The organism is Pseudoalteromonas sp. CO348, from assembly GCF_004208845.1.
Classification (GTDB): domain Bacteria; phylum Pseudomonadota; class Gammaproteobacteria; order Enterobacterales; family Alteromonadaceae; genus Pseudoalteromonas; species Pseudoalteromonas maricaloris.
Genome location: NZ_SGPI01000039.1, coordinates 125,124 through 139,385 on the forward strand (window position 1 = coordinate 125,124; position 14,262 = coordinate 139,385).

At 39.2% G+C, this 14,262-nt stretch carries 10 protein-coding genes; 8 read left to right on the top strand and 2 right to left on the bottom strand.

Going from position 1 to position 14,262, the window contains the following annotated elements:
• The first annotated feature begins 1,604 nt into the window (after positions 1-1,604).
• Complete coding sequence (locus EXT48_RS20395) at positions 1,605-2,471, top strand: DNA replication terminus site-binding protein (RefSeq protein WP_130165574.1); 867 nt, start codon at positions 1,605-1,607, stop codon at positions 2,469-2,471.
• A gap of 801 nt (positions 2,472-3,272) precedes the next feature.
• Here EXT48_RS20395 and EXT48_RS20400 read toward each other — a convergent pair.
• Positions 3,273-4,487, bottom strand: a complete 1,215-nt coding sequence (locus EXT48_RS20400) for a hypothetical protein (protein WP_017216875.1) — start codon at positions 4,485-4,487, stop codon at positions 3,273-3,275.
• 702 nt (positions 4,488-5,189) lie between these two features.
• On the opposite strand from EXT48_RS20400, the gene EXT48_RS20405 reads away from it, so the two are divergent.
• From EXT48_RS20405 to rmuC, 7 genes are all read left to right on the top strand, one after another.
• A complete protein-coding gene (locus tag EXT48_RS20405; RefSeq protein WP_017216876.1) occupies positions 5,190-6,422 on the top strand; it encodes an AAA family ATPase in 1,233 nt (410 codons plus the stop codon).
• 13 nt (positions 6,423-6,435) lie between these two features.
• Positions 6,436-7,398, top strand: coding sequence for a ParB N-terminal domain-containing protein (locus tag EXT48_RS20410; protein WP_130165575.1), 963 nt, complete (start codon positions 6,436-6,438; stop codon positions 7,396-7,398).
• 170 nt (positions 7,399-7,568) lie between these two features.
• Positions 7,569-10,661: a DEAD/DEAH box helicase gene (locus EXT48_RS20415; RefSeq protein WP_130165576.1), complete on the top strand. Its 3,093-nt coding sequence runs from the start codon at positions 7,569-7,571 to the stop codon at positions 10,659-10,661.
• A 314-nt stretch (positions 10,662-10,975) separates the two neighbouring features.
• Positions 10,976-11,197: a hypothetical protein gene (locus tag EXT48_RS24055; RefSeq protein WP_130165577.1), complete on the top strand. Its 222-nt coding sequence runs from the start codon at positions 10,976-10,978 to the stop codon at positions 11,195-11,197.
• 18 nt (positions 11,198-11,215) lie between these two features.
• Complete coding sequence (locus EXT48_RS20430; protein ID WP_010376203.1) at positions 11,216-11,419, top strand: hypothetical protein; 204 nt, start codon at positions 11,216-11,218, stop codon at positions 11,417-11,419.
• A gap of 5 nt (positions 11,420-11,424) precedes the next feature.
• Positions 11,425-12,111 carry a response regulator gene (locus tag EXT48_RS20435; RefSeq protein ID WP_039495341.1) on the top strand — a complete coding sequence of 229 codons (687 nt, stop codon included), beginning with the start codon at positions 11,425-11,427 and terminating at the stop codon, positions 12,109-12,111.
• Between the two features lie 62 nt (positions 12,112-12,173).
• Positions 12,174-13,655 carry a DNA recombination protein RmuC gene (gene rmuC, locus EXT48_RS20440; protein WP_130165578.1) on the top strand — a complete coding sequence of 494 codons (1,482 nt, stop codon included), beginning with the start codon at positions 12,174-12,176 and terminating at the stop codon, positions 13,653-13,655.
• Between the two features lie 73 nt (positions 13,656-13,728).
• Here the strand turns inward: rmuC and EXT48_RS20445 are convergent, their stop codons facing one another.
• Complete coding sequence (locus EXT48_RS20445) at positions 13,729-14,214, bottom strand: hypothetical protein (RefSeq protein ID WP_130165579.1); 486 nt, start codon at positions 14,212-14,214, stop codon at positions 13,729-13,731.
• Positions 14,215-14,262 lie beyond the last annotated feature (48 nt).

Consider the following 14,262-nt stretch of genomic DNA (forward strand, 5'->3'; position numbering starts at 1 on the left):
GAACTACTGAGTTTACTCTTGCCCCTCATTCTTTTCGTGATATCTAACACAACAGCTTTTATTCTTACAGATAATTACTTTGTCTAATATAATTAGGCATAAGGTTACTCGCTTAATAGCTATTTTCATTTCCAAAACTCTCGCTAGTTTCTGGCCAGTTAATTTCAGAGATATTTTTCCATGAACAGTTAGCTAATCTAGCTTTACTCGTTCGCAAACAAGCTGTTCAGACGCTTGAAAAGATCTCTGTCTACTTTGCTCTTTGACGATCAGACCATGAATTCAGGTGTAAAAACTATATGATATTTAAATAATAAAAGTACAGGAGCTGTGTCTTCTATCTATTCGTGTTTTTCCGTTATTTTAACTTCGCTACAAATTGAGTACGGCATTGATATGGGTATTTATTCCGGCGAAGTTTGAATAATAGTAAGTAATCACTGAAGTAGCTGGTTTAGTTATTATAAAGTTAGTATTAGCGTTGCAATTCCGAACTGAACATATGTATGTAGCAAAAGAAACTTGTACTATAACCATCTTCGTGTTTTAGTCAGGTATGGCTACAAAAGTGCGGATGTTACTCGAAGATTCATAGCCAAGAAAAAGAAGTGGTACGCTTGTTCTCTTTGAAAGTGCAAAATTAAACTCAGTGTTCTACTCTATAATTTAGTCAATCCCTTTGAAGGATCCCAAATGATGATTATTTCAAAGTGAGTACACACTTACTAACCATCTATAATCTTCCCTTTCCGGCCTAACTAGAATTTATTAAACCTTCATGCCTACGGAAAAGTGCTCGGTCGAAACAAAATAAGTGAACACTTACTATTGTTTTTCACGACTAAAATATTGAACAAGAAGAAGGCTCTGCCAGTATCAAAAGTTGACTTTAATTTATAAAAAAGAGTATTATCGCGAGGGGAAAGGAACACATCATACATATTTTTCATGAATATAAAATCAGCGTTGAATTTAAAAATTAATCAAAAAGCTGACAAGTAGCATTGTTATTCTGAGTGGTTACTAGCCACTGCTTTTTAGCCTGATAGTATCGCCCATTAGAAACTCCCTTCAAAATTGATAAAAATCTAATTTTATAGGAGAAATCTAAAAAAATTTGATATAATTTAGTCTATCTTAAAGGAACACATCATACAAAGTGAAGTCAGGCAATTTCAACTCCACAAAACTAATTAGCAATTTCATCAAGACGACATAGAATCACTTTCCTATTTTAAAATTTACTAGCAGATATTTTATTTTTCAAAAAACCTAGACGCTCCGAATAAAAGCTTAATAAGTGAAGATAAATATGAGCTAACAGAATATTTCTGATATAATTTATATACATCAATTGGAACACATCATACTTTTATAAGTAATAGGCATATACCTCATCACTAAAATATTCACGAATCATTGATCAGATATCTAACTTCTCAAACTGATATTCTAATAAGGTATCCAACTTAATTCAGCAAATGCAGGTCTAGTGCAAATGATGTTGTTAGTTTGTTCCATTAGGGACTAATAGTAAAATCGCTTAGCGAGATTTCATTCTTTTTGGTATAATATAAAAGAGATAACAAGAACACATCATACAAATGAATAAATTTAATATACGTTCAACTTTCGATATTCTTAACGAACATATTAATCAGCTATGCCATGAACTGACTGAAGCCGATATAAAAAAGGCAATATTTTATGAACTGCCTGATATCAAAAAACAAGATGAAGAAACCGCTCCAACAAATATAACTGTTAAAAAAATAGAAGGTGAAAAAGCACTCTCTAAATGTTTAGATGCTTATCGCGACCTCTACTTAAACGACCGAGAAAGCGGAAAGTTGTTGCAAAGGTTTCCTGGACTTTTGTTAGTTAATGACCCTAAAGAAGTTATCAAGTCTAGGGTGAATGCAGTGAATCTTGCCAAAGAAAATTTTAAAAATGCTATTTTGGAAATTTCTAACAATGATGCCAGATTCGAAGCTGTTCATAGTGCAGTTCCTAACTTAATGACTTTGGCAGCCTATCGAAAAATACATAGCGAATCCACAGCTCCCTATTCCGTTCGATTTACCTGGATGAAAAAACATGCAACCAGAGTTTTGAGTAAAGAACTTGCTATGGAGATGTTGAATCGCTCTTCACTTTATTCAAATCCGAGGATGATAGATCAGGAAAAGTGGCAACAGCTAGTAGAACAAGAAAAATATAGAGTTTCTAGTCTATCAGAAAATGCAAAGCTCAGAATTAGAAGGCCAACCAGAGTAACACCTGAGGTGAATGTGAGATATACAGCTCAAAATCGCTATCATGTAAGTGCCGCACTTCCATTTATACTCTTTAACCCGCATCCAGACACTAAATTTGGAGAGTTAAGTCATTTTACACAAAAAGATGATCATCCAAGAAAGCGAGAGTACAACTTTCTAGTCGATAGAATTTATTTAGAAAGATTTGAGTAATAATAAGGTAATTCATACGGAATCTAACGATAGTACGTAATTTAACATAATCTTGTTGAATTACTATAGTCCATGCAAGTGCTAACTGACTTGTCCTCATTATAGTATGATGTGTTCTATCTACTTTAAAACTTATACCAATTAACTTAATTAAGTGATCTCTTTTGAGGCGAAGAAAATCTTGTCGATAACACCATTACTGCGTCCAGTTATCGCCAAGGTACTTACATCCATGTAGGCAAGGCGGGAATTTTGCTATTTAGTTGTTCTAAATGAGAAATTTTTAACGCAGTTAGCATCAGATTTGCTCCTTCAAATTGAACAAGTATCAAGACTAATTGGTATTAAAAGACTATGATAAAATCGTTATCTTCACAGATTAAGTACTAAATTTCTTCAGGTTAAATTTTGATTTATCATTACGTGTTAAGCTCTGGAATAGCTTATCGACCACGGACTCGTATCTAGAAATCACTAATAAATTAACTACTATCGGATAACAAATTTTTTCTATTCGATTGTTCTAAATAGGAAGATTTGAATTATTGATATGCTTGTTCTCTCCCAAAGATTAAAAATTAATTTGATCCGCTGATGTAGTTTCAAGATTTATTGATGTCAGTATTTTTCACCGCAGAAAATTTTTAAGAAGGCTTTTAGCTCTTTAGACTGCTTCGTTTTGAAGAATTAGATAGTGATAAATTTCGGTTGGAAAGTATTCGCCGTTGGGATAGAAATTAGCTTTGATATCAAAGTTCTTTATTTTGGCTAGAAATACTATTCTAGCCAAAACAAGAAATCTTATTTTTTAACGATTTCTTCTAACGTATCTTCATCAATTACTTCAACATTTTCAACGATACGTTTTCCACCTTGAATTTCGATACGTTTATGGTGTTTATTGAGAGCCAATATCTCGTCACAGAATTGAGCAGATGGGTGCATTTCGTACACATAATCAACGATTTTTCCGGACTTTTCATCCTTAACATTTGAAATATTGTATTCGGATATCGCCCCTTTCTCGATCAAATCTTTCATTGTTGTGGTCATATCACGACGAAGTGCCTTCAATTTATTCTCTGTAATTTCATCATCAGAATAAATTGAGCCGTATTTTTCCATAATTGAAATTAGGCGAAAATGATAAGTTTTACCTGGAGCTGCGTAACGCCATAGATGATACAAACGTAGCATCATCCAACGAGATAAACCACGTTTTAACTCTTGAGCACTGTTGAAGTAATAACCTTTATACTCCAAGTTATCGATCATGTTATGAACAAATGCATTTAAACATGCAACACATTTTATGTTCCCGCCCTGTCCTTTTTTGCCACTAAAGTGTAGCGACGACAGAAAGTTCATGTTTGATTCGTAAAATGAATCATCAATACTTGGGTTTTTAGTATCTGTAGCCGTATATTTGAACGAAAGTTTAGAACCTTGAAGGGCTTCCAAAGATTCCTTAATTTGTGGATAAGGCATTGATTGACCAACAGCTTTTAATTCTTGAGCAAGCTCGTTCATCGAAAAAATAACTGCGTATTGAATACCGGACTTAAAATTTATTTTAACAATCTTGCCTTTAGAAGCTAGACGGATCAGCGCGCGCTCAACCTTTTCTTCTCGGTCAGATGGCCAAACTAAAAACTCTTCGTCATCACCATCTTTTTTAGTACTAACAACAGCAGGCGTAATTTTTATCTCACCTTCGTATAGAATACCATCTACTTTTTCAGATATTTTCCTCGTTACGATCGTTTTTTTAGGCGCTTCTTCTAACGGTAATTTTTTATGTCCCGAACGAACAAAGCGTCCCCATAAATCGTAATGATTAAAGGTGTTAGAATAAGCTCTTAACCCATGGGCAGCATTTTCTAAAGATACTCGAACATCTTTATTATCCGTAAACAACGCCAAACTTTCGTTATCGATTGCACTTTCTACACCATGGATCTGTCCACGAAGTGAATCGGGCAAATTGTCAACAGAGATGTTCACCTTCCGGCTCATTGTTTTACTTCCAAATTTTCATGACGTCTAATAACAACATATTCGACAGAAAAAGTTAATGATTAAAGTTAGTAAAAAAGTGATCCGAAGTAACTTTTTTTGTTAGGATCATTTTTTTACTAACTAGGGGCTATTTTCAGATCAAGCTTTTACTAACAGAGGTGAAATTAACGCTGAAAAACCTTTGTTTAAGGCCTGTTTAGCGGAATTACAACGACAAACCAGACGTCCTTGTGGAAAACTCTACCATTAATTAGTAAAGATCTGATCTATGCTAGGTAGAGATCAGATCTATACATACCTTAAAGCACTTGATCTTATACCATCTGTGCATAACTATTTGATCTTACTTAGTAAAAAATTGATCTCCACTATCATATCTGTGAACAACTCTGTGCATAAGTTGTTTATATATATCTTTTTGAAATAGTAGTTAGTAAAATTTCGATCTCGGAGTTATAAGAGATCTGATCTTAACCTAGTAAAAAGCAGATCTATAGAAATCAAAAAAAATTAAGTAAAACAGTTAGATAGGATATAATTTCTTTGCCTTAGCCTTTAATACCTATATATCTAACCATATCTAAACTTTCTTATTTATACCTAGATGTAAATCAAAATTACAAATGTCTTTGTTTTTTTGTGTTTACAGCAAAATATATGGACATTATAATAATCGTTATCAAATAAAGGATAATGTGTATGTCTATAAATAACAATGCGCTATCAACGTACCGGCTGTTGAAAGCTACAGCAGAAGTAGCAGAACAATCACTTGCTGGTCGTATTCAACATTATAGAGCTCATCTTAAAACTGAAGAAAAAGAGCTTAGAACTTACACGCAGAAAGCTGCAGCAGACCTACTTGGTGTAAATAATAGAACACTTAAAAGACGCCATGACCAAGGTGACTTTGATACCATCAATATAAAGAAAGGCGCAAACGGTCATTATGCATACACATTAGCAAATATCTTTGCGATGGCAGATGTTCTGGGGGTAAATGCTGATCAACGAAAGTCTAGCGATAAATTACAAGTCATTGTGATTAATAGTTTGAAAGGCGGTTGTGGTAAAACAACAAGTTTAGTGAATATCGCAGCAGCACTAGCTACAACTAATATTAAGCGCTATCGCATCGGGATCATTGATCTTGATCCACAGGGATCATCATCAAGCTTTTTTCCATCTAATGATCATGAACCGATCACTGTTGGCGATCTGATGAGAGATTGCATTGAATTAGATGAAGGTGAAACATGGAAAGATCTGGTCTCTAATTCATTCCAAGAAACCCACATTCCAAATATTCGCGTATTACCTTCTGGTATGGATGACTTTTACTTTGAGCACGAAACAGCAACAGAGTTAAAAGAAAGTTCAAGCTACGAAAAGACACGTCATTACCATAAGCTTAAAGAGAAGGTTATAGAGCCTGTACAAGACGAGTTTGATATTATCCTAGTAGATACCGCGCCTTCACTTAATTTTATGTTCTACAACGCATTGATGGCGTCTACGGCTATGTTAATACCTGTACACCCAGAGGCCGTAGACTTCGACGCTAATAATAAATACCTGAAGCGTCTTGGTGAGATATACCATACTGTTGCAGCTCTTGGTCATGAAGGCTGGGACTTTATGCAATTCTTGGTCACTAATTATGTTAAAGGCAACCATTCTCAGCGCGATATAGTTAAAGATGTACGTAGTGCTTTTGGCCGTCAAGTAATGAGTTACCCAATCAATCACAGCTCTGCAATTACAGCGAGCTCTTCATCGTTTAACACAATTTTTGACCAAAAGACTTCGGATAGTTTAGCAAGTCGTGAAGCATTGCTAAAAGCGCAAGAAAATATCAAAGATGTGGTTGATGAATTAGAGATGCTGATCCGTTCAAATTGGCCTTCAACACAATCCTCGCTAGCAGAATAAAAAGGTATTAATAATGGCTAGAAAACGTAAAAATGACACACGAATAGATCCTTTTGCTACTGCGGTTGAAGGTAGTAGCCTCGACGATCTTTTAGATCAGGCTAAAGTAGGCGATGTGGTTACTATGCCTGCGCCAAGCGATCCGACTAAAACTATAGTACTGACTTGTGAAGTAGTGCCGTTTAGCGAAATTGAGAGTAAAACCACAGTCTATGGGCAGAATCGCCGCGAGCAATCCTTATTAAGCGAAAAAGCGGTCGCAGATATATTACCTGCCATTAAAAAAGATAAGCGAAATCTCCACCCTGCCCTGTGCTGGCAACACAATGGCAAACTTCACGTTTTATCAGGCTCAAGACGCCGTAAAGCCTGTTTGCTGGCCGAAGCAGATTACGTGGTGTTGAGCTCGAAAGACTTTAGTGACGAAGATGCAAAAACATTAGCGGTATCTTCCGATCAATACATCGCCCCGAGCCTTTGGGAATTGGGTAAAGCCTATTTTGATACTAAGCATAACTTGATCGAACAAGGCCAAAAAGGATCATATCGAGAAATCGCTGCCGTGGAAGGTGTTTCTCACACAGCTATCGCAGACGCATTGAAAGCTTATGAAAGTATTCCGGTCGAAGTATTGCAGTTGTATCCAACGGCGAATCATTTAGGCCGTGAAGCGGCTAAAAAGCTCATCACTGCGAAACAAGAACAACCTGAGCAGTTTTCAGAGCAAATTGCTGCACTTAAAGCACAAGACTTTATGTCCGAAGAGATGTCAGATGAGAAACGTGCTGTTCAGATCACCAAATTCTTGACTACTTTCGGAAGTAGCGATTCACGCGTGGAGTCCATGCTAGAGAACGACTACATTCGAGTGCAAAGAAATCTTAAAAGCGGTGATGTTACCGTGAAAATAGATAATCGAGTATTGACTGATAAGCGTTTGGAACAATTGCAAAAGTTACTTAGCAGTTACAATTAAGGTTTGTTCAAAAATTGCCGCGTTGGTTGAATTATCAAGCAACTCGGCGCTTTTTCTAGTCAGTTGACCTCCAACCAGTCCTTTTTTAGCGAATTTCTCGCATTTCTCTCTTTAGCTCAAATCACTAATTTCATATACTGGCTTTTTATTTTAATTTTGACGTGCACTTAATGTCTTCGCAGTTATCTAAAGAGCAACTTTTCGCCTTATTTGAGGAAATCAAACAGGAACAGGCTAATCAATTTCCCTTGTCTGAACGTTTTCTTCGTCAGTACTTCAATTCAGCTTTACTTGCGAAAGCTAAGGAGTATTTGAAAGACGAACAAGTCTGCTACCTTCAACACAGCGAAAACTTTGCGCAAATCGACGCGCAGGTATTGGGAAATTACGGCAATACCTTCACTCAGCACATCAAAATAAACCAATCACAAGGTACCGTTTCGGTCGAAGCAAACTGCTCTTGTTCAAATAATCCTAAATGTCGGCACATTGCTGCGGTATTGCTCAAACTTAAAATCGAACATTCTGGCGGCTTTGGTGAGGCTTATTTGGTTAATGACTGGTTTAATGAACTCGGGCAGTTGCAGCAAGTCGATAAAGCAGACGCGGAAAACGTCTTACTCTTTGTGTTAGAGCCTCGAGCAAACGAAGTCCTTGTAAGCCCTAAGGTATCGCCAAATCGACCCGATGGTGTTTACCCCTTAGGCCGAGTGTTAACCGAGCAGCAGCTTAATAGTCAGGTCGCTCCTGCTGGATTATTAGAAAATGATTTTCGCTTATTTAGCTGGATCCGCTCGCAAAATACACCGGGTCATTTTGAGCTATTTGGCGCCTGGGGCTTTAATGCACTCACACAACTTGTACATACCCATCGCTGTTTTTATCGCAACCAGCGCCAACCTTTGGAGCTTGGGCACAAGCAAACGCTAGATTTTTACTGGCATCAAGAAGGCAATGAATACCAACTGAAAAGCCGCCTAGCGAATGTTGAACACTGGCGCTTGATTAAAACCGAACCTCCGGTGTATCTAGATACTGAAAACTTGGTCGTCGGCCGAATTGAGTCAGAGCTTACCGCGCAGGAAATCGCCCACCTTCATACCATGCCTACCATTACGGCTGAAAAGCTAGAGCAGGTAATGGCACGTTTCCAAGATATCTTTACGGATGATGTTATTGCGCCTCCTGCAGGGTTTTCGCAGTTAGCGAGTAAGCAATCTAATGTTGCTAAGCTTATAAAACTAGATAGGCCAAATAAAATTCGCTTTGCAATTGAGCCACTTGGAAAAGGCGCGACGAAAAAGCAGTTAGCAAGGCTGGAGCAGGTACTCACAGGTCTGGGCTTTGTCCATGAGGGCGACGAATTTTTATTACCAACTGAGGATGGCGTTGAAGTCCATTGGTTTAACCGGGAGATCAGGCCGCTTTTACAGGGTAAACGTTGGATTGTTGACGAGCTGCCAAGCAATGGCCTCGTTGTTACACCTAAAGTGCTGTTAAGCCTTAAACGAGATAAGCAACATCATGTGCTCGGAAAAGTGATGTTAGATGACAAGCCCGTTACGCTCAACTGGGATAAGCATCCGGTTCATGAGCTTAACAACCTCGCCCATGAATATCGCTACGTCGAAATCGGCGAGCAGTTCTATGCCATTAGCAAATCCATATTTGATGAATTGCTGGAGCTGAAATCTCGGTTTAGTTATTACCTTTCGAGCTCACAATTTAAATTTCCGTTGTCGTATGCCAAAAAGCTGTTTGAACTGACGCATATTCATGCCGACTCAGACGATCAAAAGCTACTTGAGTATCTCGCTGAGCTAGATAAACCGATAGAAAATCTTGACGTGATCCCAGCCAGTGAAGGACAGAGCTTTACCCTACGAGATTATCAAGTGCAAGGTGTTAACTGGCTTAAGTTTCTTAATCGTCATCAGTTAGGTGGCATTTTGGCCGATGATATGGGCCTTGGAAAAACGCTTCAGGTAATTGCTTACTTTATTTCTCAGCACAATACGCTGGTGACACAACCAAGTTTAATTGTCTGTCCGACGAGTTTAGTGGGGAACTGGCGTGACGAATTTAAACGTTTCGCACCGCATCTACCTCTCACTATTATTCATGGCTCCAATAGAGAGAAAGCACTCACTAACTTGTCAGGTGCTCGATTTATTCTAACGACGTATCCGCTACTTAAGCGCGATGTGGCGTATTATAAAGGGCTTGATTTTGATTCTATTGTGTTGGATGAGGCGCAATATATTAAAAACGAAAGCGCACAAATATCTAAATGCGTAAAGAGCCTATCCGCGCGTTTCAAACTTTGTTTAAGTGGCACACCGGTAGAGAACAATTTACTCGAGCTTAAATCGCTGCTCGATTTTGTTATGCCTGATGTGCTGGGGACTAAGCAGCAGTTTAAACAACACTTCCAGATCCCAATTGAAAAAGAACAAGATCGCCCTAGAGCTCGAGAACTCAGATCGCTGATCGCACCTTTTATTCTTCGTCGTACAAAAGCTGAGGTAGTGAAAGAGCTACCTAATAAGACAGAACTCATCAAAGAATTAGAGTTCTCTGATGAACAACATAAGCTATATCAGGGTGTTCAGCACCAAGTAGAAAGCAAATTGCTCAATCTATTTCAGGAGCAAGGCGTTGAAAGAAGCAAGCTGGCGTTCCTCGATGCCTTGTTAAAGTTACGTCAGATCTGCTGTCACCCACAATTGGTTGATAAATCTCTGACCGATCAACATGGCGCTAAATTTGAGTGGCTTGCACAACACCTGCCTGTGCTACTCAGTGAGGGCCGTAAGATAATTATCTTCAGCCAGTTCACCAGCGTGTTAGATCTCATTGCTGAGCAGTGCCAGCAGCAACAATTGAAATACACCATGCTGACAGGGCAGACAAGGCAACGGGATAAAGCCATTGAGGCGTTTACCCAAGGTAAATGCAATGTCTTTTTGATAAGCCTAAAAGCTGGGGGAACTGGTTTGAATTTGACTCAAGCTGATACGGTTATCCATTTCGACCCTTGGTGGAATCCTGCGGTAGAAAATCAAGCAACAGATCGCGCCTATCGTATCGGCCAAGATAAGCCGGTATTCGTGTACAAATTGATTATGGCGAATTCTATCGAAGAGAAAGTGTTTAAGATGCAGCGCGATAAACAAGCCCTTGTTGACGCCCTATTTGCTGAGTCTGGTGTCAATCTTGGTCAGTTTGATGAGTCGCAAATGCTAGCGCTTATAAAAAATTAAAAATAATTTGGAACTAATCATCAAAGGTGAAGGTCTATGATAGTGCTTGTTGTGACATTGTTGAAACAGTAGGCATATGTTGATTTTCCCCCTTTGTTACTGATTGTAATAAGCCAGCTTAATTAAGTTGGCTTTTCTTTTTTCTGGCTCTAGGGCCTGTTTATCTTTCAAGTTTATTTTTGCAGCAGTTTGACTGGTATTTATACAAGGCAGAGCCTGCGTAGCATAGTCATTCTATGTAAGTCTGGCGATAAAGACTTTGTGCTCCTGCAAAGTCACCTTACCCCACATCCTTGTGGGGCAACACAGAGAAAATGCCAATCAAGCGCTGCCCTTTGGGTTCACCTGAGTGTGCTTTGTTCATTGTTGCTCAACTTTTGCCTAGATTACTAGGCGGCAAGTCGAGCGTCGCGATCAAAACACACTCAGAAGAACAAAAATCAAACAGCAAAGGTCAACAGGCCCTAAAACATCTTTCACTCCATTTTTATTCCATAATCTCGCGCTTTAATAGCTACAACGGAGAAACGCCATAGACTAATTAGGATAACGTTATGCTTTGCTACGATGCGACAATTTCACACTTAAACTTTATTGAGACACAATCAGAATCAGACTATGATCTGCTTAATGAAGTGGCGAGTTCAGAAGACTTGTCTAGTATACTAACCATGTTACTGTTCGATGACACGCTTTCAGACAAGTTAAAGCGTCAAGTTAGACAACAATTGAAAAAGTTAAAAGCAAAGAGTAAATAAATCCTATGTCTACCCCATCAAGAATTTTGCTCGTCGAAGACGACCAAGATATTGCAGAGCAGGTGCTGTTGTTTTTTAGAGCATCCGGTTTTGAAATGTTTCATATTGCAGACGGTGCAGAAGTTGTACCTTGGGTAAAGTTAAACCAACCTGATGCAATCTTGATGGATATCATGTTGCCGAACCAAGATGGCGTAGAGTGTATGCGTCAAATTCGAGCGTTTTCTGAAGTACCTATTGTGATGCTGACTGCCAAAGTGGCAGAAGCAGACCGTTTAAAGGGCTTAGAAGTCGGCGCAGATGATTATGTATGTAAACCTTTTAGCGCCGCTGAATTAGTGATGCGCATGAAAGCGATCTTACGTCGTTGTGTAAATACCAATGCGTATCAAAAGCCTATCGAAGTAAATCGCGAAGAATTAACGGTTAAACTGAATGGCAGTACATTAGGCTTAACCAAAGTTGAGTTTGACGTCTTTGCGCTTTTATATGATGCACCAAACCGTGTCTTTTCAAGACAGCAAATTCTTGATTATATTCAACCGGATAACTTTGATATTTCGGATCGCGTAATCGACAGCCACATTAAAAATATCAGAAAGAAAATCAAAGGATTAGATTTATCTCCGAAAATTGTAGAGTCGGTATATGGCGCCGGGTATCGCTACAATGGTCAACAGATCACTGAATGACTAAGTGATTGAAATTTATATCTAAGGTATTATCAAAGTAGAAGAACCGATGAGATCTCAATATGCTTTGGTCAATGCTCTCCAATACGCCTGCATGGTTTAGTCTTGCGCTATTTGCAGGCGGTGCGGCTACCCTGCTCCCCGTTGTTTGGGTCATACGCAGCACTTTCAAAAATCAACTCAATACTCAACTCGCCTCCGAGCAAGCTCTTAGGTCGCAACTAAGCCAAGCCGAGCAACTCGCTGAGCAATTAAGAGCGCAGCAACTACAAAGTCATGGCCAACAGCAGCAATTGCAAGCGAGATTAGCTGAGCGTCAACGGCAAGCTGCTGAATATCAGCAGCTGTGGCAGCGAGAGCTAGATGCCAAGGAAGAAATTCAAGTGCATGCTCATGAGTTAGAAGTTGAAATGGCCAATCTACAAACCTTGCTGGAGCAAAAGCAACTAAGCTTTGAGCAACAGCTTGCGCAGCTTGAACAAGCGAAAGTCCAGCTTAAAGAAGAGTTTCACAATCTCGCGAATCAAATATTTGATGAGAAAAGCGAGCGCTTTAGTCACCAAAGTAAAGAAAAAATCCAGCAGTTGTTGCAGCCAGTACAAGGTGAGTTAAAGGGCTTTAGAGATAAAATGGAAGCCATTCATAGTGAAGAGCTGAAGCAACGGGCGTCATTGAAAACTGAATTGCTGCACTTACAAGCCAACAATAAAGCCATGACTGAGCAAGCAGATCGGTTGACCACTGCGTTACAAGGACAAAAGAAAGCACAAGGTAACTGGGGCGAACTCATGCTTGAAAATGTGCTAGATAGCGCTGGGCTACGTCCGGGGTACGACTATCAGCGAGAAGTAAACTTTAATACTGACGAAGGCAAGTTTCGCCCTGATGTCGTGGTTTACTTACCGCAATCTCGTCACTTGGTAATTGATGCTAAAACCTCATTGAATGCCTATACAAGGTATATTAATGCCACAACCGATAGTGAAGCGAATCAAGCCATAGTGGCACACACCGAAGCCATCACTGCACGGATCAAAGAGTTGGGTAGTAAATCTTATGAGCGCTTACCTGGTCTTAATTCCCCAGAGGTGGTCATTATGTTTATCCCTGTGGAATCCGCATTTGTTGAGGCGGTTAAGTATAAGCCAACGCTTTATCAGGACGCTTTACAAAACAATGTATTGGTGGCAACGCCAACAACGCTTTTAACCAGTCTTAATATCGTTAAACAGTTATGGCGTTTTGAGGAGCAAAGCAAGCATACCAGAGAGCTGGCGCTTCGAGCTGAGAAGTTTTATAACAAGCTCAATAGCTTCCTACATAGTATGGAAGGGGTGGGTAAACAGCTTGATAAAGCAAAAGAGAGCTACGAGCGAGCGTTTTCTCAGTTATATATGGGTAAAGGCAACTTAATTAAGCAAGCTTCTGAATTTAAAGAACTAGGCGTTGCCGTAGTCAAGGAGCTACCCGAAGAACTCGAAGAAAAAGCTAAACTTGAGCTCGAGCCGGTAAGTCAGCTTGGCAACCACGATAGCTCGAAATAACCCTTGAAATCCAAAAACAAAAAAGGCCCATTGGGCCTTTGAACGAAAGATAAAAGAATTTAACTTGAAATGATTAAGGTGCCTTGCATTTGGCATAGTCACTGTGGCGTGGCGTATCCGAATACAAGTGCATATAAAGCGCAAACTGGCTGACATCACGCCAAACATTGCTACTGGTCGGTGGGCATAGTGACTGCTCGATATAACCCTTAAGTGCCTGTCCCGTTAATGCAAGTTTAGTCGGGATACGGATAAACACATTGATGTCATCTTTACTGGTTTTTAAATGTGAGAACTGCCAGCTACCAACCATATACTGTTTGGTAAAGTAGCGGTTGATACGCATTTGGGATTCTTTACTAAGCTGCTGAGTGGGTGCCTCAGGCGTTTCGGTAACAAATGCCCATGCACTTACCAGTGAAATAATGGTGGCTAGTACAAAAGTCCAAATCACAGCAGGTGATAGTTTATTTTTTGGCTTTATTTGAAGTTGCTGCTGGCTCGCTCTAGATTCAACAATTTTCAACCATTCAGCATGTTTTAGCGTCCGTTGTGTCATTGGTACTCTCCGTTTCTGCATACTGGTATTTAAGCGTTTCAATGTGGA